Origin of the sequence: Streptomyces sp. NPDC098101, assembly GCF_044760185.1 — a bacterium.
Lineage (GTDB): Bacteria > Actinomycetota > Actinomycetes > Streptomycetales > Streptomycetaceae > Streptomyces.
The window spans coordinates 81,154-105,008 of record NZ_JBIWAS010000004.1 but is presented as its reverse complement, the minus strand read 5'-3'; the positions used below and the strand labels follow the sequence as shown (position 1 = coordinate 105,008).

Here is a 23,855-nt window from a genome sequence, read left to right as displayed (position 1 = left end):
CGGGCAGCGTGGCCCCATGCACCCCCGCCGCACCGCGTACCTCCTGACCGCCGCGTTCCTCACGGCCGGCTGCGTGGCCGTCCCGCACGGCCCCGTGCCGGGCCCACCGGACCGCCCTGCCGCCCTCGCCCCGGCCGCCGAACGGGCCCCCACGCCGCTGCCGACCTGGCCGGCGCCCACGCAGGCGGCCCCGCGCGAGGCGCTCGCCACCACGGAACCCCGGGGCGAACCCGCGCGAACGCCGGCCTCCGACCGCCCGGCACCGAAGAAGAAGGAGAAGAGGGAGCAGAAGGAGAGGACGGGGAAGCCGAAGAAGTCGAAGCAGACGAAGAAGCGGGCACAGAAGCAGCGGGCACAGAAGAAGGGGGCGCGAGTCGCCCCCCACCCCTCGAAGAAGAAGCCGTCCCTCCGGACCCACCGCCGCCCGTCCGCCCCCGCCGCAGGACAGCCCGAGATGCGCCGCCTCTGCCGCCAGGCCGAACGGATCGGGGCCCCGATGGGCGCGGCCGACCTCTGCCGCGGCACGTACGGCCCTTGAGCACCCGTCCCCGGAGAGGACGGGCTCAGGCTCCGTCGAAGGGCCAGGACTCGATGTCGCGGTAGCGGATCGGCCCCGGGCCGCGCCCGAAGTCGCTGCCGACCAGGTGCAGGCGCGCGGCCGGCCACGGGCGCCCGGTGAACCCGGTGAGCCCGGCGGCGATCTCCGGTACGGAGGCCGGATCGTCGCGGCGGGCGCGGGCCAGCGTCAGGTGCGGGCGCAGCGGCCGGTTCTCGAAGGGGATCCCGCACGCGCCGACCACGGCGCGCACCTCGGCCGCGAGCCCGTGCAGCCCGTCCAGGTCCCCGTCGATCCCGGTCCACAGCACCCGGTCGTCGAAGTGCCCGCCGCCGCGCAGCGCCAGTTCGACCGGCCGGCGCGCGGCCGCGAGGTCCGCGAGCGGCGGCCGGAGGGGCGGGACGGCCGCGACCGGGAGCTCACCGAGGAACGCCAGCGTGATGTGCCAGTCCTCGATCCGGTTCCACCGCAGGCGCGGGTACGCCGCGTAGGCCGGGCCCAGTGCCTCGGCCAGCTCGTCCTTCGCGTCGTCGGGCGGCGCGAGCGCGATGAACACGCGCACGGTCGCGGACCGCCCCCGCCCGTCCCCGCCGGACTCGGTGTCCCTGACGGACTCGGCGGCCCGTGTCCTCTGCCCGGGCTCCTCGCCCATCTTCCGTTCCCCGCTCGTCGTGCGTCCGGCCGCCGCGCCCCGCCGGACCGGGACGGAGCGCCGCTCCGGGGCGAGGGTACGCGGCCGGAACGCCGCCACTGTCACCGGCCCCGCTCGGTGCCGGTGACAGTGGCGGCGTCGTCTCAGTGCCGGCCGAGGGCCCGGCGGCGACGGGTGAGCACCAGGATCCCGGCGCCCGCGGCGGCGAGGACTCCGGCGGCCACCGCGTACGGGGTGAACTGCGCTCCCGTGGTCGCGAGCGAGCCGTCACCGGTGCCGGTGGCGGACGGCGAGGGCGCCGTCGTGCCGGGCGCGGCGGGCGCGGAGGCGTCCTCGGTGGGCGGCGCGGAGGGCCCGGAGGTCCCCGGCGCCGTCGTCCCCGGCGCGGCCGGAGTGGTGACCTCCCCGGTGGGCGGCGCGGTGGAGGGCGCCGGGGCGGAGGGCTCGGTCCCGGGCTGCGTGGACGTCGGTGTCGGCGCGGGCGTGGTGCCCGGCCCGCCCGGAGTCGGCTTGCAGGAGAAGGTCGAGGAGCCGTTCCACGGGTAGTTGTGGGTCTCGTTGCCCGAGCCGCGGGTCCGCAGGTCCCCGCCGACGTAGACACGGCCGTTCGCGCTGGCCGTCAGGTCGGCGGACGCCTCGGGCGCGAGGATCGAGCCCATGAAGTTCCCGCCGCCGCCGAGGGTGAGCGACGGGGACGCCTCGAAGTTGTAGAGGATCCGGGACGCGGCCTCGCCGAAGCGCGCCGAGCCGTACGCGTCCACGCGGTCGCCGTTGAAGCCGACGGACAGCGGGGAGATGCCGACCGCCCGGTCGCCCGTCACGTTCACCACGACCGGGGCCCCGTCGGGGATCGCCCGGAAGTCGAAGGACGAGGCGCCGTCGAGCTTCCCGGCGGCGATCTCGAACACCTGCGGGCTGCCGGAGCCGCCGCCCTTGAAGGAGACGGTGTCGCCCGAACGCTCGCTCGTGCCGGTGGGCTTCAGCGCGCCCAGGGACGCCGACTCGCCCCGTATGGTCTCGCCGAAGGCGTCGTACGGGGTGAGGGCGGCCCGCGCGCCCAGGTCCGAGGCGCGGCTGCCGCCGTTCGTCTCCAGGTCGCCTTTGTCGTCGATCTTCCCGCCGACGCGGACCGCGCCGCCGTAGCGGGGGCCGGTGGTGAGGCCGTGGCCCACGTCGACCCGGGTGCCCCGGGCGATCGTCAGGTTCCCGCCCACGGAGAGCATGACCGCTCCGGAGTCCGGCAGGATGCCGGAACCGGCGCCGACGCGGCCCACGTTGAAGGTGCCGCCGGACGCCTTGGCGAAGGTGGCGTTCCCGCCGATGACGAGCAGGCCCTCGGCCTCGGCGGTGCCGCCGTCGGCGGTGTAGTCGCCGCCGGCGTAGAGGGCCACGTTGGCGTCGAGGAAGCGCGGCTCGTGACCGATCCCGGGCTCCTGGCCGGGAGCCGGGCACGTCCGGGCGGTCCCCGGCGCGGGTTCCCGGGGCGCGGCCAGGGCGCTGCCCGCGCCGGTGACGCCGAGGACGAGCGCGACGGCCAGGGCGCCGCTCAGTCGCGTGCCCGCTCTTCCGGTGTAGCTCATGTGCGTGAACCTTTCTGGTTTCCTGTGAGGGGGGTGGGCGGTCGGGGGCGGGATCAGTCGGTCTCGGCCCGCAGGACGGCGCGGGTCAGGGGGCCGTAGACGCCGTTCTCCTGAGGGATGTTCCGCGCCACCTGGTAGCGGCGCAGGGCCACTTCCACGGACTCGCCGAAGACGCCGTCGGCCGGGCCGAGGTAGAGCTGGAGCTGTTGGAGCCGCCGCTGGAGGTCGACGACGTCGGGGCCGGTGCTTCCCCGCTGCACCCCGTCCCGCCCGCTCCCGTCCCACTCGTCCCACCCGTTCCGGTCGTCCCCGTCCCGTCCGTCCTCGTTCCGGTCGGGGTGCGAGGGGCGGTGGCGGCGGTCCGACGGCGACGCCGTGGGCTCCGGGGCGCTCGCGGCGGCCGAGGACGCCGTGGCGCCCGGGGAGACCGTGTCCGTGGGGGAGGCGGTGGCGGGATCGGGGGACGGGGTTCCGGACGCGGAGGGACCGGCCGGGGGAGGGGCGGACCGCGACGCCCGCGCGGTGCCCGTTCCGGGGGACGGGGCCGCACCGGACGCGGTGTCCGGGGCGGGCGGCGGGACGTGCGTCGCGAGGACGGGGAGCGAGACGGACGGGTTCGAGGCCGGTACGGCGTCGGGTTCGGCGGAGAGCCACACCGCCAGCGCGGCGCCAAGTCCTGCGGAGAGCGCGCCCGCGAGCATCAGGGGGAGCGGCATGGACCGCCACGCCGGAGCCGCCGGGCGGGCGCGCCGGGACCGCCGTGGCCCGGGGGCGGGCGCCGTGTCCCCGGCGGGGACCTCGGGCAGCCGCACGGTCGCGTCGAAGAGCTCGATGTCCTGCCCCCGTGCCCCCGTCTCGCCCCGGTCCGGCTCCGCGACCTTCCCGAAGACGCGGTCTCCCCGGTGTTCCGCGCCCGCCGATTCACCGGTGGCGGAAGCGACCGCTGTGGTCGGGGCAGCCCTGTTGCGCATCAAAGTGCTCCAGATGAGGTGAAGCCGAGGGAGGTGTGGCGAAGTCGTGGAGATATTGACCGCTGTTCAAAGCAAGCGTCAACTGTGCTCAAAACGGTGCAAATTGGGCTTTGTGAGACCTTGTTTCTTAAAGGACTTTTAACGCGTGACGCAGGTCACAGGGAAAGAGATGCCGGAGCTGGCCCTCCTGACCGGTGACGAGACCGGTCCGACGACCGGTCCTGCTACCGGTCCTGAGGCCGCCTCAGGACGAGGGCCCGTACCGGGCGGCCAGCGCGACGGCGCGGTCGTGCAGGGAGGCGCGCAGCGACCGCGGGGTCAAGGCCTCCGCGTCCGTGCCGAGCCGCCACAGCGCCCACTCGGCGTGCCGGAGGTCCTGGAAGGTCACCTCCAGCCGCAGCCGTCCGTCCGCGTCGGGCTCCTCCGCGCGGACGGCCAGCACGGTATCCAGCAACTCCTCCCGCCGCGCCGGGTCCATCCGCACCGACACGGCGACGTGGTCGCCGCCGGAGAGGAACCGCGCGGAGCGCTCCCGCCAGATCCGGTCCAGGTCGACCCGGTTCGGCCGCCGCGCCGCCTCGGGGAGTTCCTCGGCGGTCAGCACCCGCGACAGCCGATAGGTGCGGTCCTCGCCCGAGCGCGTGGCCAGCAGATAGGCCCGGTCGCGCACGGTGACCAGGCCGATCGGGTCCACCGTGCGCCACCGCGGTTCCTGGTCCGTGGCCGCGTAGCGGATGCGCAGCCGGTGTCCGGCGAGCACGGCGCGCCGGACCACGGTCATCGTGCTGTCGGGCACCCCCTCGGTGACCGTACGGCGGGAGAGCAGATCGGTCTCCGGGTCGACGAGGAAGCGCCGGGCCGCGTCGTCCGCGGTGGCCCGGTGGCTCTCGGGCAGCGCGTCGACCACCTTCCGCAGGGCCGAGGCGAGGGCCGGGCCGAGGCCGAACACCTGCTCGCCGCGCCCCGGTCCGGCGGCGAGGAGGGCGAGCGCCTCGTCGTGGTTCAGGCCGGTGAGCTCGGTCCGGAAGCCGGGCAGCAGCGCGAAGCCGCCGTGCCGGCCGCGTTCGGCGTAGACCGGGACGCCGGCCGCGGACAGCGCCTCGATGTCGCGCAGCACGGTGCGGGTGGACACCTCCAGCTCGCGGGCCAGCGCCCCCGCGGTCAGCCGGCCGTGCCGGCGCAGCAGGAGCACCAGCGAGACCAGCCGATCCGCACGCATGGCGGGAACCGTACCGAATACGTGACGGGAGGTGTCACGTTTCGCTGGAAGGCTCCTGATCACGACGCCGAAGCCAGGCGGCCGCCGGGCCGCCGGGCGCGCGCACCCCTACCGAATCGAGCTGATGTGACGATGGAACGAACAGCGGTCAACCCGGTGACCTGGTCGAAGGAACTGGGCTTCAACCAGGGCGAGCTGGTGTCCGGACACACCCGGACCCTCTACGTCTCGGGGCAGACCGCGACGAACCGCGAGGGCGGGCCCGAGCACGACGGCGACATGGCCGCGCAGTTGGCGCTCGGCATCGACAACCTGGAGGCCGTACTCGCCGAGGCCGGGATGTCCCTCGCGAACCTCGTCCGCCTCACCGTCTACACGACCGACGTCGACCTGCTCTTCCCGCACTACGGCGTGCTGGCGGCGCGGCTGGGCGCCGCCGGGGTGGCACCGGCCACCACGATGCTCGGGGTGACGCGACTGGCGATCCCCGGCCAGATGGTCGAACTGGAGGGGACCGCCGTGGCGTGAGGCGACCGCGCCGCCTCCGCTCCCCGTTCCGGAACGGCCGCCCGGGCGGCACGCGGAACGGCCCCGGCGGCGGCGCGGAACCCTCGGGTCCGGACCGCCGTTCCGGGCGTTGTCAGACCCGTGGGCAAGGATGTTCCCATGACGAACGTTTCCGCCGTCGAGGCGTCTTTCCGCATGTCCGGCCGTGTCGAGTACGAGGCCGCCGTCCAGCGCCTGCGCGAGGCTTCCCGCACCTATTACGGCGCGGGCTACAGCCTCATGGACGACGCCGCGTACGACCGGCTGCGCCTGGCGGTGCTGGACTGGGAGGCGGAGCACCCCGACGAGACCGCCCCGGACTCGCCCACGGACCTGGTCGCCGACGGCGCCGCCCCCGCCGGAGACGTCGCCCACACCTCGCGCCTCCTCAGCCTCGACAACGTCTTCGCCCCCGAACAGCTCGTGGCCTGGGGCGCGTCGCTCCAGCGCCGCCTGGGACACGAACCGGCCGGCGGGTTCACCGTCGAGCCGAAGATGGACGGCGCCGCCGTCGCCGCCCGCTACCGCGACGGCCGCCTCGTGCGGATCGTCACGCGCGGCGACGGCACCCACGGCGAGGACGTCAGCCACGTCATCGGCACCGTCGTCGGCCTCCCCGAGCGGCTGTCCGTGCCCGCCACCTTCGAGGCCCGGGGCGAAGTCCTCTTCACCCAGGAGCAGTTCGAGGCCGCGAACGAGACGCGCGCCGCGCACGGCGCGAGCGTCTTCGCCAACCCGCGCAACGGAACGGCCGGCACCCTGCGGGCGAAGGACCGCCCGTACCGGCTCGCCATGACCTTCTGGGCGTACGGCGCCGTCGAACTGGACGGCGTGCCCTTCCTGCCCGCCGGGACCGGCCACGCCGAGACCCTCGCCGCCGTCGCCCGGACGGGCGTGCGGACCACCGCCGACACCCCGGCCGGGCTGCACACCGTCGCCACGCTCGCCGAGGCGCAGGAGAAGGTCGACGCGATCGCCGCGATGCGCGCGAGCCTGCCGTTCGGCATCGACGGCGTCGTCGTCAAGGCCGACAGCGCCACCGAGCAGGCCGCGGCCGGCTTCGGCACCCGCTTCCCCTACTGGGCCGTCGCCTACAAGCTGCCCGCCGTCGAACGGCAGACCGTGCTCCAGGACGTGTTCTGGGAGGTCGGCCGCACGGGCGTGCTCGCCCCCACCGCCGTGCTCGCCCCGGTGGAGCTCGACGGCTCCACCGTCACCCGCGCCACCCTCCACAACCCGGCCGACATCCTCCGCCGCGACCTGCACATCGGCGACACCGTGACCGTGTACAAGGCCGGCGACATCATCCCGCGCGTCCAGGCCGCCGTCGTCGAACTCCGCCCGGAGGACGCCGTCCCCGTCCCGCTGCCCCGGGAGTGCCCCCACTGCGGCGGCGAGATCGACAAGAGCCAGGAGCGCTGGCGCTGCGCGAAGGGCACCGCCTGCGCGCTCGCCCCGCTCATCGAGTACGCCGCCGGCCGCGACATCCTCGACATCGACGGCCTCGGCAGGAAGTACGTCGACGCGCTGATCGCCTCCGGTGACGTCACCGACGTCGCCGACCTGTTCACCCTCACCGAGGAGCAGCTCACCACCGCCTCCGGCAGCGCCAAGCGCGGCGCCAAACTCGCCGAGCAGATCCGGACCGCCAAGACCCGCCCCCTCAGCCGCGTCTTCTGCGCCCTCGGCATCCCGGGCACCGGCCGCAGCATGTCCCGGCGCATCGCCGCCCACTTCGGCACCATGGACGCCATCCGCGCGGCCGACGCCGACACCCTCCAGGACGTCGAGGGCATCGGCCCGGAGAAGGCCCCGGTCGTCGTCGGGCAGGTCGCCGCGCTCGCCCCCGTGATCGACAAGCTGATCGCGGCCGGCGTCACCATGACCGAGCCCCGGCCGGAGCGGGCCGAGGACGCCGTCGAGGGGCCGCTGAGCGGCAAGACCGTCGTCGTGACGGGGAAGATGACCGGCCCCCTCGACGGCTGGGGGCGCTCCGAGATGGGCGCCCTCGTCGAGAAGGCCGGCGGCCGCATGGGCGGCTCCGTCAACTCCCGGACCGCCTTCCTGGTCGCCGCCCCGACCGCCGGAGGCAAGCCGAGCTCCAAGGCGGTCAAGGCGCGGGAGGCGGGCGTCGAGGTCCTCACCCCGGAGGACTTCGCCACCCTGGTCGCCGACTACCTGGACTGAACACGGCCCCCGGGCCCCGGGGTACGACCTCCGGGCCGCCGCTCGCCGTGCGGGCGGCCCGGAGGTCGCATAGGGTCGCGGTGCCGTCGCGACCGGACCGGAGGCACGACGCGGGGGAGGGGCACGGCCCGGCCGACCGGAGGAGACCCGTGTCAGGACAGTTCGAAGCGACGACCGAGATCGACCGGCCGGTCGAGGACGTGTTCGCGTACCTCGCCGACGGACGCAACGACCCCCAGTTCAGCCCCAGGGTCCTGCGGATCGACCGGATCCCCGACGGCCCGACCGCCGTGGGCACGGTCTTCCGCAGCACGGTCAAGGACGCCGGGATGAAGTCCGCGCGGGAGTTCCGCATCACCGCCCTCGAAGCGCCGACGCGGATCCGGTGGGCCGAGGTCTCGAAGAACAGCGTGACCGCCCGCGAGGGCGGCTACGACCTGGAGCCGCTCCCCGGCGGGGGAACGCGGGTCCGCCTCTTCAACGTCCTGGAGGGCCACGGGCTCGGCAAGCTCCTCGTCGGCCTCGCGCTCGCCGCCGTCCGCAAGGACGCCGACGCCTTCGCCGCCCGGATCAGGACAGCGGCCGAGGCGGCGATCCCTCCCCGCTGACCGGCCCGTCCCCGCCCCGCCGGGGCCGCGGCACGACCGCCCCGGCCGGGAGCCGGGGCGGAGCGCCGAACCGTACGGGCACGCCCGGCGAGTAGAGCACGCTGACGGGCTCCCCGAGGGATCCGCGCAGACCGGCGGCCGCGAGCAGCGTCTCGTCGCAGTGGAGCAGCCGGGCCCGGTGCAGCGGCCAGCGGGGATGGGTGTTGGGCAGATAGAGCGGACGCCCCCGGAACGCGCTGTGCATCCCCCAGCGGGCCGTCAGGAAGTGTTCGAGCGCGGTGGGTTCCCCGACCCGCTCCCCGACCTCCACGGCGATCGAGCTGCGCGCCCCCCGGGGCCCCGGCCACCGCCTCCTGCTCTCGTACGCGACGGTCGCGCCGTCGTACCGGACGGACATCCGCGACCACACGTACGGGATGCGGAAGGCCCACCGCCCCACGGCCACCGGGATCAGCCGGGACGCGTCGAGGGACCGGAAGACGACGCCCCGGCGCCCGTGGGCGTCCACCGAGTACAGCCGCACGTTGGTCTCCGGGAAGCTCCCGAGATAGGGGAGCCCCGGCAGCCGGAACCACCCGACGCGATGCATCCGGAAGGCGACGAGCCCCACGTACGTGACCCCGTCGAGGGTGTCGGGCACGGTCCCGGCCGGCAGCAGCGGCGCCACCTCGGCGGGCTCCACCGGCCAGTGCAGGAACGCCAGGTCGAGCCAGGACTGGGTGAGCAGGGTGCGGCCCGTACGGGACGGGGGATCGGCGGAGACGGGCTCGGGATCCGGGGCGGTCTGCGTCGGCGGCATGGCGGAAGTATCCGGCAGCACGGACGGCCGGGGAAAGCGGCGGCCCCCGGGAGCGGCGCCCGCACGCCCGGCCCCTCGCCGCGCGGCGTCCGTCAGCGCGGCTCCTGGACCGGCCACGCGCGCGGGTACGGCACCCGCAGCGACCCGGCCGGTACGGGGGTGTGGTCGGCGGACGCGCACAGGCGCCCGTCCCGCAGGACGACGGCGCCGCTGCCCCGCATGGACGTGACGAGCTCGGTGGCCAGCGCCTCCGGCGCGAGGTCCAGGAGCCGGGCCGCGTCGGCCAGCCAGGCCCGGGCGCGCAGATAGGACTCGACCTCGCCGGCCGGGATGCCGTCGCGGATCATCAGGGCGAACGCGAAGATCCGCCGGGCGCCGTAGAGGACGGCCCCGGCGGGATCGTCGACCAGGCGCCGCGCCCGGCGCAGGGCGGCGTCGAAGGCGGCGGCCGGGTCGGCGGGGACCGGGCCGTGGGACGGCAGGACCACGCGCGCGCCGAGGCCGGCCATCCGTTCGAGGGAGGCGAGCGCGGTGGCGGCCGCCCCGGGGCCGTCGAGGGCGGGGTTCACCCAGCCGACGTCGTAGTCCGACAGCGCGTCCCCGACCACGAGCAGCCCCTCGTCCGGCTGCCACAGGGCCAGATGCCCCGGCGTGTGCCCGGGCGTGCGGACGACCTCCCAGTCGGCGTCGCCGAGCCGGAGCACCTGCCCGTCGTCGAGCGACACGTCGACCGTGTACGGGGCCACCGGCTGGTCCAGGTACTCCGCCGCGCAGCAGCCCGGGTCCCGGCGCGCGAGCGCCTCGGCCTCCGGCGCCCCTGCGGCGATGCCCGCGCCCCGCGCCTGGAGGAGCGCGTTGCCGCCGACGTGGTCGGAGTGCCAGTGGGTGTTGACCACCAGGTCGACGCGGCCCGCGCGGGCGCGGACCCAGTCGGCGGTCTCCTCGGCGTGCCCCGTGAAACCGGAGTCGACCAGGGCCGGCCGCCGCCCGTGGAGCAGCAGCGTGTTGGCGTCGGGGAAGGGCCGCCGCCACCAGGTGACCCAGGAGGGCAGCGGGGGCGGGGCCTGTCGCGCGCTCACCGTCCGGCCCCTTCCGGCCGTATCCGGTCTTCCACGTGCTCTCCTCCGATGGCAGTCGACGGACGTCACGGACGACGGGCGGACGGCGGTACGGGCCCGCAGGCCCCGGACACCCGCCCGTGACGATCATCATGTCATCGCGCACCACCGGGTCCCGGGCCTTCGGCGGTCCCGGTCCGTTCGTCCCCGCCCCCCTTGTTGCACATATATTGCAAGTGCAGAGCCAGTGCAGAAGGAGTGGAACGGTGAGCGGACCAGTAGTCCTCGGGATCGAGTCCTCGTGCGACGAGACCGGAGCGGGGATCGTGCGGGACGGGAAGCTGCTCGCGCACGTCGTCGCGACCAGCATGGACGAGCACGCGCGGTTCGGCGGGGTCGTGCCCGAGATCGCCGCCCGGGCGCACCTGCACTCCTTCAACCCCGTCGTCCGGGAGGCCCTCGACCGGGCGGGGCTGCGGCTGAGCCAGATCGACGCGGTCGCCGTCACCACGGGCCCCGGACTCTCCGGCGCCCTCCAGGTCGGGCTCGCCGGGGCGAAGACGCTGGCCTACGCCGCCGGAGTGCCGCTCCACGGGGTGCACCACCTCGCCGGGCACGTCGCCGCCGACACCCTGGAGCACGGCCCGCTGCCCAACCCCTGCGTCGTCCTCGTCGTCTCCGGCGGCCACACCTCCCTCCTCCTCGTCCGGGACCTGGTCCGCGAGCCGATCCTGCACCTGGGCGACACCCTCGACGACGCGGCGGGGGAGTGCTTCGACAAGGTCGCCCGCATCCTCGGCCTCCCCTACCCCGGCGGGCCCGCCATCGACCGGGCCGCCCGGGACGGCGACCTGCGCGCGGTGGCCTTCCCCCGGCCGCTGACCCGGGGCGGGGACGACCCGTACGCCTTCTCCTTCTCCGGCCTCAAGACCGCCGCCGCCCGCTGGGTCGAGAAGCACCGGGCCCAGGGCCTCGACGTGCCCGTCGCCGACGGCGCCGCCGCCCTCCAGGAGGCCGTCGCCGACGTCCTCAGCCGCAAGGCCCTCGCCGCCTGCGAGGCGTACGGCGTCAAGACGCTGATCGTGGTCGGCGGCGTCGCCGCGAACTCCCGCGTCCGCGCCCTCACCGAGCGGCGGTGCGCCGCCGCCGGGATCGAGCTGCGCGTCCCGCCGATGACGCTGTGCACCGACAACGGCGCCATGATCGCCGCCGTCGGCGACCTCCTCGTCCGCTCGGGAGCGGAGCCCGCGCCGCTGGACGTGTCCATCGACCCGTCCGCGCCCCTGGAGTACGCCTCCCTGACCCCGCTCCCCGCCCCCTCCGCCCGGGCCGCCTGACCGTCCCCTCCACCACCGGAACCCGATCGTCCCCCTCCACCGGAAGCAGTGAGAACCTTGCGTACCGCCGACATCCGCCAGCGCTTCCTCGACTACTTCGCCGCCCGGGGACACACCGTCGTACCCAGCGCGCCCCTGCCCACCCCCGACCCCACCCTGCTGTTCGTCAACGCCGGCATGGTCCCCTTCAAGCCGTACTTCACCGGCGAGGCGGCCCCCCTGTGGCAGCGGGCCACGAGCGTGCAGAAGTGCGTGCGGACCCTGGACATCGAGGAGGTCGGGAAGACCACCCGGCACGGCTCCTTCTTCCAGATGAACGGCAACTTCTCCTTCGGGGACTACTTCAAGGAGGAGGCCATCGCCTTCGCCTGGGACCTGTCCACCAAGCCGTGGACGGAGGGCGGCTACGGGCTCGACCCCGAGAGGATCTGGGTCACCGTCCACCACTCCGACACCGACGCCCGCGGCATCTGGCGCGAGGTCGCGGGCCTGCCCGACGAGCGGATCGTGGCGCGCGGCGACGAGGACAACTTCTGGTCCATGGGCGTCCCCGGCCCCTGCGGCCCCTGCTCCGAGCTGTACTACGACCGGGGCCCGGCCCTCGGCCGCGAGGGCGGACCCGCCGTCGACGAGGACCGGTACATGGAGTTCTGGAACCTCGTCTTCATGCAGTACGAGCGCGGCGAGGGCCCCGGCAAGAGCGGCTACCCGATCCTCGGCGAACTGCCCCGCCGCAACATCGACACCGGCATGGGCCTGGAGCGGATGGCCACCCTCCTCCAGGGCGTCGACAACCTCTACGAGATCGACGAGACCCGCCCCGTCCTCGACCGGGCCGCCGCGCTCGCCGGCGTCCGCTACGGCGACGACGAGCGGGCCGACGTACGGCTCCGGGTGGTCGCCGACCACGTCCGCACCGCCCTCATGCTCCTCGCCGACGGCACCGCCCCCGGCAACGAGGGCCGCGGCTACGTCCTGCGCCGCATCCTGCGCCGCTCGGTCCGCTCCATGCGCCAGCTCGGCTTCCAGGACCCGGCCCTGCCCGAACTGCTGCCCGTCGCCCGCGACTGCATGGCCCCCAGCTATCCCGAGGTCGTCGACTCCTACGCCCGGATCTCCGACCAGGCCTACGGCGAGGAGGACGCCTTCCGCGCCACCCTCAAGCAGGGCACCACCGTCCTGGACACCGCCGTCGCCGGGGTGAAGGCGGACGGCGGCCGCGCGCTGCCCGGCGCGCAGGCCTTCCTCCTCCACGACACCTACGGCTTCCCCATCGACCTCACCCTGGAGATGGCCGCCGAACAGGGCGTCGAGGTCGACCGCGAGGGCTTCACCGCCCTCATGAACGAGCAGCGCGAGCGGGCCCGCGCCGACGCCCGCGCCCGCAAGTCCGGCGGCACGGCCGACACCGCCGCCCTCCGCACCGTCCTCGACGCGCACGGCCCCACCGACTGGCGCGCGTGGGACACCCTCACCACCGAGTCCCGCGTCCTCGCCCTCCTCGGCACCGAAGGACCCGTCCCGGTGGCCCGGACCGGCGACCTCGTCACCGTCGTCCTCGACCGCACCCCCTTCTACGCCGAGTCCGGCGGCCAGGACAGCGACGCGGGCCTGCTCTCCGGCGCCTCGGCGGAGGCCGAGGTCGTGGACGTCCAGCGGCCCCTGCCGGGCCTCGTCGTCCACCGGGTCAGGATCACGGCGGGCGAACTGGCCGTGGACGACACCGTGCACGCGGCCGTCGACCCCGAGTGGCGCCTCGGCGCCCGCCAGGCCCACTCCGGCACCCACGTCCTGCACGCGGCCCTGCGCGAGGTCCTCGGTCCCACCGCCCTCCAGTCCGGCTCCTACAACCGGCCCGGCTACCTCCGCCTCGACTTCCCCTGGCGCGGCGCCCTCTCCCCGGCCGTCCGGAGCGAGGTCGAGGAGGCCGCCAACCGGGCGCTGCGGCGGGACCTCCCGGTCGGCGTCCGCTGGATGACGCTGCCGGAGGCCAAGGAGCAGGGCGCCCTCGCCCTCTTCGACGAGACGTACGGGGAGAAGGTCCGGGTCGTGGAGATCGGCGGGCCCTGGTCGCGCGAGCTGTGCGGCGGCACCCACGTCGACCACGCCTCCCAGATCGGCACGGTCGCCCTCACCGCCGAGTCCTCCGTAGGTGCCGGAATGCGCCGCCTGGAGGCGGCCGTCGGCATCGAGGGCTTCGGCTACCTCGCCCGCGAGCGCGACCTCGTGGGCCGGATCGCCGAGCAGCTGAACGCGCCCCGCGCCGAACTCCCCGAGAAGATCGCCGGCCTCCTCGACCGGCTCAAGGCCGCCGACCGCGAGAACGCCCGCCTGAAGGCCCGGGCCACGGCCGCGCGGGCCGCCGAACTCGCCGGAGGGGCCGTCGAGGCGGGGGACGCGCTCGTCGTCACCACGACCGTCGACGGTCCCGCCGACGAGGCCCGCGCCCTCGCCCTCGCGGTCCGCGACCGCCTCCCGCACGAGCGCCCCGGCGTGGTGGCCGTCGCCACCTCCTCGGGCGGACTCGTCCTGACCGTCAACGCCCCGGCCCGCGAGACCGGCCGGAACGCCTCCGCGACCGTCAAGCGGCTCCTCGGCGGCCGGGGCGGCGGCTCCCCGGAGATCGCCCAGGGCGGCGGTGTCCCCGCCGGGGACCTGACCGCGATCCTGGCGGACCTGCCCCGGGTCGTGGCCGAACAGTGAGCCGGTAAGAGGAGGGGGTGGGTAACGGACCGTCACCCACCCCCTCCCGGTCCCTTCCGGATCAGCCGTGGACGAACCCCGGAGGCCGCTTCTCCACGAACGCGGACATGCCCTCCTTCTGGTCCTCCGTGGCGAACACCGCGTGGAACAGACGCCGTTCGAAGCGCACGCCCTCGGCGAGCGTGGTCTCGAAGGCGCGGTTCACGGACTCCTTCGCCATCATCGCGACCGGCTTGGACATCGCCGCCACCGTGCCGGCGACCTCCCACGCCTCGGCGAGCAGCTCGTCCGCCGGCACGATCCGGGACACCAGCCCGGCCCGCTCGGCCTCGGCGGCGTCCATGGTCCGGCCGGTCAGACACAGCTCCATGGCCTTCGCCTTGCCGACGGCCCGGGTCAGCCGCTGGGAGCCGCCGATGCCGGGGATCACCCCGAGCTTGATCTCCGGCTGCCCGAAGACCGCCGTGTCGGCGGCCAGCAGGACGTCGCAGAGCATCGCCAGCTCGCAGCCGCCGCCCAGCGCGTACCCGGCGACCGCCGCGACCGTGGGCGTACGGACCTGCCCGAGCCGGTCCCAGGCCGTGAACCAGTCGGAGAGGTACATGTCCATGTAGCTCCGCGGACGCATCTCCTTGATGTCGGCGCCCGCGGCGAACGCCTTCTCCGACCCGGTCAGGACGACGCAGCCCACGCCGGGGTCCCGGTCCAGCTCCTCGACGGCCGCCACGACCTCCTCCATCACCCGGAGGTTGAGGGCGTTGAGCGCCTCGGGGCGGTTGAGCGTGACGAGCGCGACGCGGTCCTTGCGCTCGACCAGGATGGTCTCGTAGGTCATGGGGCCGTTCCGTCCGTAGTCGTTTCCTCCGGGGATGCCGGGGATGCCGGGGACGCCGGGGACGCGGGGGATGCCGTGGCCGTCCCGGCCCCCGACCCCCGGATCGTCCGTACGATCGCCGAGAAGTCCAGCCCGGCGCCGTCCCCCTCCGCGAACGCCGCGTACAACTCGGCCGCCTTCAGGCCCAGTTGCGCGTCCACGCCGCCGGCCCGCAGGGCGTTGGCGGCGAGGTTCAGGTCCTTGGCCATCAGGGGCGCGGCGAAGCCCGGCCGGTAGTCGCGGTTGGCCGGGCTGCCCGGCACCGGTCCCGGCACCGGGCAGTTGACGGTGAGCGCCCAGCACTGCCCGGAGGCCGTGGACGCCACGTCGTACAGCGCCCGGTGGTCCAGGCCCAGGCTCTCGGCGAGGACGAACGCCTCGCTGACGCCGATCATCGAGATCCCGAGGATCATGTTGTTGCAGATCTTCGCCGCCTGCCCGGCCCCGGCCGACCCGCAGTGCACGACCTTTCCGCCCATGGCCGACAGGAACGGCTCGGCCTCCGCGAACTCCTCCGCGCCGCCGCCCGCCATGAAGGTGAGCGTCCCGGCCTCCGCCCCGACCACCCCGCCGGACACGGGCGCGTCGAGCGCCCGGTGCCCGGCGGCGCGCGCCGCCGCGTGCGCGGCGCGGGCGTCGGCCACGTCGATGGTGGAGCAGTCGACGAACAGCGTGCCGGGCCGCGCCGAGGCGAGCAGACCCCGCTCGCCGTAGAGCTCCAGGACGTGCCGGCCGGCCGGCAGCATGGTGATCACCACGTCCGCCCCGGCCGCGGCCGCCGCCGCGGAGGCGGCGGGCTCCACCCCGGAGGCGGCAGCGGCGGCCAGGGCCTCCGGCACCACGTCGTACCCGAGGACGCGGTGTCCGGCCCCGACGAGGTTGGCGGCCATCGGGCCGCCCATGTGGCCGAGTCCGACGAAGGCGACGGTACGGGTCACCACGGCACCTCCTGAAGGGATCCGGGCCCGGCGAGCCGCAGTTCACGGTCGCCGAGCGGGGCGAAGAACCGGTCCACGTCCGCCGCGCCCACCCCGGCGAGCGTCGCGGGGGACCAGCGGGGGTCGCGGTCCTTGTCGATCACCTGGGCGCGGATGCCCTCCACCAGGTCGGGGGAGGACAGGGCGGCGCAGGAGACGCGGTACTCCTGCTCCAGGACCCGCTCCAGCGGGCCGAGCCGCCGTGCCCGGCGCACCGAGGCCAGGGTCACCTTGAGCGCGGTCGGGGACTTGGCCAGGAGCAGTTCGGCGGCCTGCTTGGCCGCCGGGACGCCGCTGTCGGACAGCCGGGCGAGGACGTCCTCCACGGTGTCCGCCGCGTAGCAGGGGTCGATCCACTCCCGGGCGGCGGCCAGTTCGCCCGGCGGAGGCGTCTGGACGTGCCGGGCGAGGGCGCCGTGGACGGAGGTCCGCGCGAGGTCGTCGGCCAGCTCCGGCAGCCGCTCCGAGGGGACGAAGTGGTCCGCGAGCCCGCACAGCAGGGCGTCGGCCCCGCCGACGACGGCACCGGTCAGGGCGAGGTGGAGGCCCAGCTCGCCCGGCGCGAGCCCGAGGAGGTAGGTGCCGCCGACGTCGGGCACGAAGCCGATGCCGGTCTCGGGCATGGCCACTTTGGAGCGCTCGGTGACGACGCGGACCGTGCCGTGGGCGGAGACGCCGACGCCGCCGCCCATGACGATCCCGTCCATGAGCGCCACGTACGGCTTGGGGTAGCGGGCGATCCGGGCGTTGAGCCGGTACTCGTCGCGCCAGAAGTCCGCCGACGCCGTCCCGCCCGTACGGGCGTCCTCGTGGATGGCGCGGATGTCGCCGCCCGCGCACAGACCGCGCTCGCCCGCCCCGCGGATCACGACCGTCTCCACGGCCGGATCGCGCTCCCACGCGGCCAGGGCCTCGTCGAGACGGAGGACCATGGCGTGGGTGAGCGCGTTGAGCGCCTTCGGACGGTTCAGGGTGAGGTACCCGGCACGTCCCTCGACCCGGACGAGGACGTCCCCGGAATCGTGCTCTCCGGCGCTCACCGCAGCGTCTCCGTGAGTCCCCGGGCGACGATGACCTGCATGATCTCGTTCGTTCCTTCCAGGATCCGGTGCACCCGCAGATCGCGGACGATCTTCTCGATGCCGTACTCGTTCAGATAGCCGTAGCCGCCGTGCAGCTGGAGCGCCCGGTCGGCGACCGAGTACCCGGTGTCCGTGGCGAACCGCTTGGCCATCGCGCACAGGCGCGGGGCCTGCGGGTCGCCCCGGTCCAGGGCGTCCGCCGCCTGCCGCACCAGGGCGCGGGCGGCGGCCAGTTCGGTGGCCATGTCCGCGAGGCGGAACTGCAGCGCCTGCGCGTCGATCAGCCGGGCCCCGAAGGCCTCCCGGTCCCCGAGGTGCGACAGGCTGCGGTCCAGGGCGCTCTGCGCGCCGCCCAGCGAGCAGGCGGCGATGCCGAGCCGGCCGCCGTTGAGGCCGTGCATGGCGATGCGGAAGCCCTCGCCCTCGGCGCCGAGACGCCGGCCGGCGGGGATCCGCACCCCGTCGAGGATCACCTGCCGGGTGGGCTGCGCGTTCCAGCCCATCTTCCGCTCGTTGGCGCCGAAGGAGACTCCCGGGTCGTCGCGCTCGACGACGAAGGCGGTGATCCCGCCGGGCCCCTCGGCGCCCGTACGGGCCATGACGACGTACACGTCGGAGGCGCCCGCCCCGGAGACGAACTGCTTCACGCCCGTCAGGACGTAGTCGTCGCCGTCCCGTTCGGCCCGGGTCCGCAGCGCGGCGGCGTCGGATCCGGCGCCCGGCTCGGTCAGGCAGTAGCTGCCGAGCCTGCGGGCCGAGCACAGGTCCGGGAGCCACCGCCCGCGCTGGGCGTCGTCGCCGTACCGGTCGATCATCCAGGCGACCATGTTGTGGATGGAGAGGTATCCGGCGATGGAGGGGCAGCCGGTGGCCAGGGACTCGAAGACGAGGACGCCGTCGACCCGGCCGAGACCGGAACCGCCGTGCTCCTCGCGGACGTAGACGCCCCCGAGGCCGAGGTCGGCGGCCCTGCGGAGGACGTCGACCGGGAAGTGCTTGTCCTGGTCCCAGGCGACGGCGTGCGGGCTCAGCTGCTCCTGCGCGAAGTCGAGGGTGACCTCCGCCAGGGCGAGCTGGTCCTTCGTGAGCATGGTGGTGGACACTCCGCTCACCCCATCGTCGGCATGGTGAAGCTCGCGCCCTCCTTGACCCCGGAGGGCCAGCGCGAGGTGACGGTCTTGGTACGGGTGTAGAAGCGGATCGAGTCCGGCCCGTGCTGGTTCAGATCGCCGAACCCGGACGCCTTCCAGCCGCCGAAGGTGTGGTACGCCACCGGGACCGGGATCGGGACGTTGACGCCGACCATGCCGGTGTCGACCCGGCGCGCGAACTCGCGGGCGGTGTCGCCGTCCCGGGTGAAGACGGCGACGCCGTTCCCGTACGCGTGCTCGCTGGGCAGCCGCAGGGCCTCCTCGAAGTCGGCGGCGCGCACGACGCACAGCACCGGGCCGAAGATCTCCTCGCGGTGGATCCGCATGTCCGGGGTGACCCGGTCGAAGAGCGTGGCGCCCGCGAAGAAGCCGTCCTCGTGGCCGGGGAGGGTGAAGCCGCGCCCGTCGACGACGAGTTCGGCCCCCTCCTCCACGCCGATGTCGACGTAGCGGTCGACCCGCTCCAGGGCGTCCCGGCTCACCAGCGGCCCGAAGTCGGCCTCCGGGTCGTCGGAGCGGCCGATCCGGAGGGCGGCGACGCGCTCCTTGAGCGCGGCCACCAGCCGGTCGGCGGTCTCCTCGCCGACGGGCACGGCGACGGAGATCGCCATGCAGCGCTCGCCCGCCGAGCCGTAACCGGCCCCCACCAGGGCGTCGACGGCCTGGTCGAGGTCGGCGTCGGGCATCACGATCATGTGGTTCTTGGCGCCGCCGAAGCACTGGGCGCGCTTGCCGTGGGCGGCGGCCGTCGCGTAGATGTGCGCGGCGATCGGGGTGGAGCCGACGAAGCCGAGGGCCTGCACCCTGGGGTCTTCGAGGAGGGTGGTGACGGCCTCCTCGCCGCCGTTGACGACGTTGAGCACGCCCGCCGGGAGCCCCGCCTCCAGGAACAGCTCCGCGAGCCGGAGCGGCACGGACGGATCGCGTTCGGACGGCTTGAGGATGAAGGCGTTCCCGCAGGCCAGGGCGGGCGCGGCCTGCCACAGCGGAATCATCGCGGGGAAGTTGAACGGGGTGATGCCGGCGACGACGCCGAGCGGGCTGCGCAGGGAGTGCACGTCGATGCCTGTTCCGGCGTTGTCGGTGAACTCCCCCTTGAGGAGGTGGGGGATGCCCGCGGCGAACTCCACGACCTCAAGGCCGCGTTGCAGGTCGCCGTGGGCGTCCGCGACGGTCTTGCCGTGCTCGGCCGACAGCAGCCTCGCCAGCGTGTCGCGCTCGTCCTCGACGAGCTGGAGGAACCGCAGCAGCACGCGGGCGCGCCGCTGCGGGTTCCACGCGCCCCACTCGCGCTGGGCGGCGACCGCGTCCGCGATCGCGTGCTCGGTGTCGGCGCGGCCCGCGAGCGGGACGCGGGCCTGGACGGTGCCGGTGTTGGGGTCGTACACGTCGCCGAAGAGGCCCGACGTGCCGGCGGTGTGCTTTCCGCCGATGAAATGGGTGAGTTCACGGACCATGGGGGCCTGCTCTCGTCAGGTCGGATCCGGGGATGGCACGGCGGACCGCCGGCCGCACCGGGTGGGTGCGCCGAGGGGGAACGCCGTGGGACAGGGCGGCGCGGGGCCGCCGAAGAGCTAGGTGAGCGCGGGGGTCGCCGCTCGCTCCGCCGGATCACCAGGGTCGTGGGTACGGACCGGTGCCATGCGTGTCTGCTCCATCCTCGTGGACAACACGGAACGTTCCGCGGCCGGTATCCTGACTCCCGGATCCCCGCGTGCCGCCCGCCTTCCCGACAGACCTCGTCAGTGACGTGTGGACGGCGGCACGCTCCCCGGTCACAGTGGCGGGACCGTGCCGGATTCACACCGGCTTCCCTGCACCGCGGACCTTGTGCCACGAACATATAGTTGGACGTCCTAGTAAGTCCACCCCCTCATCCCGCCGGCGGGGCGTGTCGGACCGGCCGGCCCCCCTCACGAGGCCAGGGGCACCGCCCGCTGCTCCCTCCCCTCGTACGAGGCCAGGGGCCTGATCAGGGAGTTGTGGGCGAGCTGTTCCGTGATGTGCGCGGTCCAGCCGGTGATCCGGGACATCACGAACAGGGGCGTGAAGGCGGCCACGTCGAAGCCCATGAGGTGATAGGCCAGGCCCGCCGGATAGTCCAGGTTGGGATGGATGCCCTTGCGGTCCGCCACGGCGCGCCGCAGGGCCGTGTGCAGGGCGGCGAGCCGGGCCGTGTCCGGGTCGGCGGCGCGGGCCACGAGCCGGTCCAGGGCCGCCCGCATGATCGGCACGCGGGAGTCGCCGTGCTTGTAGACCCGGTGGCCGAAACCCATGATCTTCCGCCCGGACGCCAGCGCCCCGTCGAGCCACTCCCCGGCCCGCTCCGGTTCCCCGATCTCGTGCAGCATGTGCATCACGGCCTCGTTGGCCCCGCCGTGCAGCGGGCCCTTGAGGGCGCCGATCGCCGCGGTGACCGCGCTGTAGAGGTCGGAGAGGGTGGAGGTGACGACCCGCGCGGTGAACGTGGAGGCGTTGAAGCTGTGTTCGGCGTAGAGGATCAGGGAGATCTCGAAGCAGCGCACCACCTCCGGGTCCGGGACCGTCCCGAAGCACATGTGGAAGAAGTTCTCGGCGTAACCGAGGGAGGGATCCGGCCGGACCGGCGCCAGACCGTGCCGGCGCCGGTGGTCGGCGGCCACCACCACGGGCAGCCTGGCGAGCAGGGCCAGGGACTTGGCGAGGTTGGCGTCCGGGCTGCCGTCGTCCTCGGCGGGGTCACCGGCCCCGAAGAAGCTGACGGCGGTGCGCAGCACGTCCATCGGGTGACAGGTCTCGGGCAGCCTGGCCAGCAGCTCCAGCGCGGCGCGGTCCAGGGGGCGCAGGGCGCGCTCCCGGGCCCGGAAGTCGCGGAGCCGGTCGGCGTCGGGCAGCTCGCCGTGCCACAGCAGGTACGCGACCTCCTCGAAGGAGCGGTGGGCGGCCAGGTCCTGCACCGGATAGCCGCGGTAGGTAAGGGAGTTGGACTCCTCGACGACGGTGGAGATGGCCGTGGTGTCGGCGACGACACCGGCCAGGCCGCGGTGGACCGCGGGGGAGGGGCGGGGCATGACGGGCCTCCGGAGGGTCGGGGGGAGGGACGGAAGGGATCGGGCGCCGGGCGGGAGGGGCTCAGGCGCCGGGCGGCAGGGTGAAGTCGTGGACGGCCGAGTCGAACGCGGCGTACCGCTCGTAGCCGAGCACCTCGTACAGCCGGGAACGGGTCTGCATCCGGTCGAGCAGCGGCTCCTGGGTGCCCTCGGCCGCCAGGACGCGCAGCCCCTCCTCGACCGCGCCCATCGCGAGCCGGAAGAGGGTGACGGGATAGAGCGCGATGTTGTAGCCCAGCTCCTCCAGGGCGCGCGCGCCGAGGAGGGGGCTCCTGCCGAACTCGGTCATGTTCGCGAGCAGCGGCACGTCGACGGCCTTCCGGAACGCCTCGAACTCGGCCTCGTCCGCCAGCGCCTCGGGGAAGACCGCGTCGGCCCCGGCGTCGACGTACGCCTTCGCCCGGTCGATCGCCGCGCCGAGCCCCTCCACCGACCGGGCGTCGGTGCGGGCCATCAGGAGGAAGTCCGGATCGCGGCGGGCGTCGGCGGCGGCCCGCACCCGGCGGACCATCTCCTCGCGCGGGACGACGGACTTGCCGTCCAGATGACCGCACCGCTTCGGGTTGACCTGGTCCTCCAGGTGCAGCCCGGCCAGTCCCGCGTCCTCGAAGAGCTGCACGGTGCGGGCGGCGTTCAGGGGCTCGCCGAAACCGGTGTCGGCGTCGACCAGGACGGGCAGGCCGGTGACCCGCGCCGTCTGCTGGGCGCGGGCGGCGACCTCCGCCGAGGTCGTCAGACCGATGTCGGGAAGGCCCAGGTCGGCGGCGAGCACGGCCCCCGAGAGGTAGACGGCGTCGAAGCCGGCGTCCTGGATCAGCCGGGCGGAGTACGGGTTGACCGCCCCCGGCATCCGCAGCAGGCGCCCGGAGGCGAGCGCCTCCCGGAAGGCCCGCCGGCGCCCGGCGGGCGTGGTGCGGGTGTGGAGCACCATCAGAAGAGCCCCTTCGGCAGACCGGCGTCGCGCGCGGCGACGGCGTCGGTGTCCACGGCCGGGAACAGACCGGCCAGGCCGTCGGTCGAAAGCTCCGCGAGCCGGGCCGCCGCGTCCAGGAAGGCGTCCTGGCCGTCCGGGGCGACGACGCCCTCGGCCAGGGTCCGGAACTTGGCCTCGTAGGCGGGGCGGTCGAAGGGGCGGGCACCGGCCGGATGGGCGTCGGCCCGGGCCAGCTCGTCCTCGATCACCGTGCCGTCCGCCAGGGTGATCACCGCCCGCCCGCCGAAGGCGCGCTCGGCCGGATCGGGATGGTGGTAGCGGCGGGTCCACTCCGGGTCCTCGACCGTGGTGATCCTCCGCCACAGCTCGACGGTCTCCGGACGCCGGGCGCGCTCGGGGGCGTAGGAGCGCTCGTGGTGCCAGACGCCGTCCTCCAGGGCCACGGCGAAGATGTACGGCACCGAGTGGTCGAGCGTCTCCCGGCCGGCGGCGGGATCGTACTTCTGCGGGTCGTTCGCGCCCGAGCCGATGACGTGGTGCGTGTGGTGGCTGGTGTGCAGCACGACCGAGCGGACCTCCCGGAGCGGCCCCGTCTTCTCCCGCATCCGCCGCGCCAGGTCGATGACCGCCTGCGCCTGGTACTCGGCGGAGTGCTCCTTGGTGTACGTGTCGAGGATCGCCCGGCGCGACTCGCCCGGCTCCGGCAGCCACACGGTGTAGTCGGCCCCGGGGCCGTCCAGCATCCAGGCCAGGAAGCCGTCCTCGCCCTCGTAGACCGGCGACGGCGAGGTCTCGCCGCGCATCGCCCGGTCGACGGCCTCGACCGCCACCTTGCCGGCGAAGGCGGGTGCGTACGCCTTCCAGCTGGAGATCTCGCCCTTGCGGGACTGCCGGGTCGCCGTCGTGGTGTGCACGGCCTGCTGGACGGCCTGGTACACGACCTCCGTGGGCAGCCGCAGCATCGCGCCGATGCCGCAGACGGCGGCGGCGCCGAGGTGCGCGACGTGGTCCACCCGGTGCTCGTGCAGGCAGATGCCCTTCACCAGGGCGACGTGGACCTCGTACGCGGCAACGATCCCGCGCAGGAGGTCGGCGCCGGAGGCGCCGGTGTGCTGGGCGACCGCGAGCAGCGGCGGGATGTTGTCCCCCGGGTGGGAGTAGTCCGCGGCCAGATAGGTGTCGTGGAAGTCCAGCTCCCGCACGGCCGTGCCGTTCGCCCACGCGGCCCACTCCGGGGACACCCGGGCGGCACCGCCGAAGACGGAGGCGCCGGGGGCCGCGGTGCCGTGGGCGCCGGCCTGGGCGCGGGCGACGGCCACCGGGCGGCGCAGCAGGGAGGCCACGGCGACCGACGCGTTGTCGATCACCCGGTTGACGGCCATGGCCGCGCTGTCGGCGTCCGGCTCCCCGGTGGCGGTGGCCACCGAGGCGAGCTTCCAGGCGAGCTGCTCCTCGCGCGGGAGCAGGGCGGCGCTGGGGTGGACACGCACGTGGTGCTCGATCACGGGACTCCTCGACGTCGGGGGATGTGT

Annotated in this window: 20 protein-coding genes and 1 riboswitch; of the genes, 6 read left to right on the top strand and 14 right to left on the bottom strand. The window is 74.7% G+C overall.

What is annotated here, in order from left to right; genetic code table 11:
- The first annotated feature begins 16 nt into the window (after positions 1-16).
- Complete coding sequence (locus ACIQVI_RS19075; protein WP_403597113.1) at positions 17-538, top strand: hypothetical protein; 522 nt, start codon at positions 17-19, stop codon at positions 536-538.
- Positions 539-563: 25 nt separating this feature from the next.
- Here ACIQVI_RS19075 and thpR read toward each other — a convergent pair whose 3' ends face one another.
- The 4 genes from thpR to ACIQVI_RS19055 all read right to left on the bottom strand — a co-directional run bounded on the left by thpR (position 564) and on the right by ACIQVI_RS19055 (position 4,978).
- Positions 564-1,208: an RNA 2',3'-cyclic phosphodiesterase gene (gene thpR / locus ACIQVI_RS19070; protein WP_403597110.1), complete on the bottom strand. Its 645-nt coding sequence runs from the start codon at positions 1,206-1,208 to the stop codon at positions 564-566.
- 143 nt (positions 1,209-1,351) lie between these two features.
- Positions 1,352-2,788 (bottom strand): choice-of-anchor A family protein, encoded by a 1,437-nt coding sequence (locus tag ACIQVI_RS19065; protein WP_403597107.1) that lies wholly within the window; start codon positions 2,786-2,788, stop codon positions 1,352-1,354.
- Between the two features lie 53 nt (positions 2,789-2,841).
- On the bottom strand, positions 2,842-3,759 hold the full coding sequence (locus tag ACIQVI_RS19060) for a peptidoglycan-binding protein (RefSeq protein ID WP_403597104.1): 918 nt from the start codon (positions 3,757-3,759) through the stop codon (positions 2,842-2,844).
- Between the two features lie 244 nt (positions 3,760-4,003).
- A complete protein-coding gene (locus tag ACIQVI_RS19055) occupies positions 4,004-4,978 on the bottom strand; it encodes a helix-turn-helix transcriptional regulator (protein ID WP_403597101.1) in 975 nt (324 codons plus the stop codon).
- Positions 4,979-5,110: 132 nt separating this feature from the next.
- On the opposite strand from ACIQVI_RS19055, the gene ACIQVI_RS19050 reads away from it, so the two are divergent.
- The 3 genes from ACIQVI_RS19050 to ACIQVI_RS19040 all read left to right on the top strand — a co-directional run bounded on the left by ACIQVI_RS19050 (position 5,111) and on the right by ACIQVI_RS19040 (position 8,319).
- A complete protein-coding gene (locus ACIQVI_RS19050; protein ID WP_351972298.1) occupies positions 5,111-5,506 on the top strand; it encodes a RidA family protein in 396 nt (131 codons plus the stop codon).
- A 138-nt stretch (positions 5,507-5,644) separates the two neighbouring features.
- Positions 5,645-7,711, top strand: a complete 2,067-nt coding sequence (ligA, locus tag ACIQVI_RS19045; protein WP_403597098.1) for an NAD-dependent DNA ligase LigA — start codon at positions 5,645-5,647, stop codon at positions 7,709-7,711.
- A gap of 149 nt (positions 7,712-7,860) precedes the next feature.
- Entirely contained in the window at positions 7,861-8,319 is a 459-nt protein-coding gene (locus ACIQVI_RS19040; RefSeq protein ID WP_403597095.1) for an SRPBCC family protein, read from the top strand.
- Here the strand turns inward: ACIQVI_RS19040 and ACIQVI_RS19035 are convergent.
- Together ACIQVI_RS19035 and ACIQVI_RS19030 are read right to left on the bottom strand one after the other, a co-directional pair.
- Positions 8,282-9,118: a YqjF family protein gene (locus ACIQVI_RS19035; RefSeq protein ID WP_403597092.1), complete on the bottom strand. Its 837-nt coding sequence runs from the start codon at positions 9,116-9,118 to the stop codon at positions 8,282-8,284. The two genes, ACIQVI_RS19040 and ACIQVI_RS19035, sit on opposite strands and share 38 nt — an antisense overlap.
- A 92-nt stretch (positions 9,119-9,210) precedes the next feature.
- A complete protein-coding gene (locus ACIQVI_RS19030; RefSeq protein ID WP_403597089.1) occupies positions 9,211-10,197 on the bottom strand; it encodes an MBL fold metallo-hydrolase in 987 nt (328 codons plus the stop codon).
- Between the two features lie 245 nt (positions 10,198-10,442).
- Here ACIQVI_RS19030 and tsaD point away from each other — a divergent pair, with 245 nt between their 5' ends.
- Both tsaD and alaS read left to right on the top strand, forming a co-directional pair.
- Complete coding sequence (tsaD, locus tag ACIQVI_RS19025) at positions 10,443-11,513, top strand: tRNA (adenosine(37)-N6)-threonylcarbamoyltransferase complex transferase subunit TsaD (RefSeq protein WP_403597086.1); 1,071 nt, start codon at positions 10,443-10,445, stop codon at positions 11,511-11,513.
- A gap of 57 nt (positions 11,514-11,570) precedes the next feature.
- On the top strand, positions 11,571-14,216 hold the full coding sequence (gene alaS, locus ACIQVI_RS19020) for an alanine--tRNA ligase (RefSeq protein ID WP_403597083.1): 2,646 nt from the start codon (positions 11,571-11,573) through the stop codon (positions 14,214-14,216).
- A 61-nt stretch (positions 14,217-14,277) separates the two neighbouring features.
- Here alaS and ACIQVI_RS19015 read toward each other — a convergent pair whose 3' ends face one another.
- The 8 genes from ACIQVI_RS19015 to ACIQVI_RS18980 form a co-directional block, all read right to left on the bottom strand.
- Entirely contained in the window at positions 14,278-15,051 is a 774-nt protein-coding gene (locus ACIQVI_RS19015) for an enoyl-CoA hydratase (protein ID WP_351972292.1), read from the bottom strand.
- Positions 15,048-16,028: a 3-hydroxyisobutyrate dehydrogenase gene (mmsB, locus tag ACIQVI_RS19010; protein WP_403598675.1), complete on the bottom strand. Its 981-nt coding sequence runs from the start codon at positions 16,026-16,028 to the stop codon at positions 15,048-15,050. The genes ACIQVI_RS19015 and mmsB overlap by 4 nt, the downstream gene beginning before the upstream one ends.
- Entirely contained in the window at positions 16,025-17,107 is a 1,083-nt protein-coding gene (locus ACIQVI_RS19005; protein ID WP_403597080.1) for an enoyl-CoA hydratase/isomerase family protein, read from the bottom strand. The genes mmsB and ACIQVI_RS19005 overlap by 4 nt, the downstream gene beginning before the upstream one ends.
- On the bottom strand, positions 17,104-18,240 hold the full coding sequence (locus tag ACIQVI_RS19000) for an acyl-CoA dehydrogenase family protein (RefSeq protein ID WP_403598672.1): 1,137 nt from the start codon (positions 18,238-18,240) through the stop codon (positions 17,104-17,106). The genes ACIQVI_RS19005 and ACIQVI_RS19000 overlap by 4 nt, the downstream gene beginning before the upstream one ends.
- Before the next feature lie 17 nt (positions 18,241-18,257).
- On the bottom strand, positions 18,258-19,757 hold the full coding sequence (locus ACIQVI_RS18995) for a CoA-acylating methylmalonate-semialdehyde dehydrogenase (protein WP_403597077.1): 1,500 nt from the start codon (positions 19,755-19,757) through the stop codon (positions 18,258-18,260).
- Positions 19,758-19,967: 210 nt separating this feature from the next.
- Positions 19,968-20,153, bottom strand: a riboswitch (cobalamin riboswitch).
- A gap of 60 nt (positions 20,154-20,213) precedes the next feature.
- Positions 20,214-21,350 carry a bifunctional 2-methylcitrate synthase/citrate synthase gene (locus ACIQVI_RS18990; protein WP_403597074.1) on the bottom strand — a complete coding sequence of 379 codons (1,137 nt, stop codon included), beginning with the start codon at positions 21,348-21,350 and terminating at the stop codon, positions 20,214-20,216.
- Between the two features lie 61 nt (positions 21,351-21,411).
- Positions 21,412-22,317 (bottom strand): methylisocitrate lyase, encoded by a 906-nt coding sequence (prpB, locus tag ACIQVI_RS18985; RefSeq protein WP_403598669.1) that lies wholly within the window; start codon positions 22,315-22,317, stop codon positions 21,412-21,414.
- A 2-nt stretch (positions 22,318-22,319) separates the two neighbouring features.
- Positions 22,320-23,828, bottom strand: coding sequence for an MmgE/PrpD family protein (locus ACIQVI_RS18980; RefSeq protein ID WP_403597071.1), 1,509 nt, complete (start codon positions 23,826-23,828; stop codon positions 22,320-22,322).
- Between the last annotated feature and the right edge of the window lie 27 nt (positions 23,829-23,855).

Bases quoted from the DNA above. Each gene is read 5' to 3' on its own strand.
- ACIQVI_RS19075 (WP_403597113.1), top strand. From the start codon at position 17: ATGCACCCCCGCCGCACCGCGTACCTCCTGACCGCCGCGTTCCTCACG.
- thpR (WP_403597110.1), bottom strand. From the start codon at position 1,208: ATGGGCGAGGAGCCCGGGCAGAGGACACGGGCCGCCGAGTCCGTCAGG.
- ACIQVI_RS19065 (WP_403597107.1), bottom strand. From the start codon at position 2,788: ATGAGCTACACCGGAAGAGCGGGCACGCGACTGAGCGGCGCCCTGGCC.
- ACIQVI_RS19060 (WP_403597104.1), bottom strand. From the start codon at position 3,759: ATGCGCAACAGGGCTGCCCCGACCACAGCGGTCGCTTCCGCCACCGGT.
- ACIQVI_RS19055 (WP_403597101.1), bottom strand. From the start codon at position 4,978: ATGCGTGCGGATCGGCTGGTCTCGCTGGTGCTCCTGCTGCGCCGGCAC.
- ACIQVI_RS19050 (WP_351972298.1), top strand. From the start codon at position 5,111: ATGGAACGAACAGCGGTCAACCCGGTGACCTGGTCGAAGGAACTGGGC.
- ligA (WP_403597098.1), top strand. From the start codon at position 5,645: ATGACGAACGTTTCCGCCGTCGAGGCGTCTTTCCGCATGTCCGGCCGT.
- ACIQVI_RS19035 (WP_403597092.1), bottom strand. From the start codon at position 9,118: ATGCCGCCGACGCAGACCGCCCCGGATCCCGAGCCCGTCTCCGCCGAT.
- ACIQVI_RS19015 (WP_351972292.1), bottom strand. From the start codon at position 15,051: ATGACCTACGAGACCATCCTGGTCGAGCGCAAGGACCGCGTCGCGCTC.
- ACIQVI_RS19000 (WP_403598672.1), bottom strand. From the start codon at position 18,240: ATGCTCACGAAGGACCAGCTCGCCCTGGCGGAGGTCACCCTCGACTTC.
- ACIQVI_RS18995 (WP_403597077.1), bottom strand. From the start codon at position 19,757: ATGGTCCGTGAACTCACCCATTTCATCGGCGGAAAGCACACCGCCGGC.
- ACIQVI_RS18990 (WP_403597074.1), bottom strand. From the start codon at position 21,350: ATGCCCCGCCCCTCCCCCGCGGTCCACCGCGGCCTGGCCGGTGTCGTC.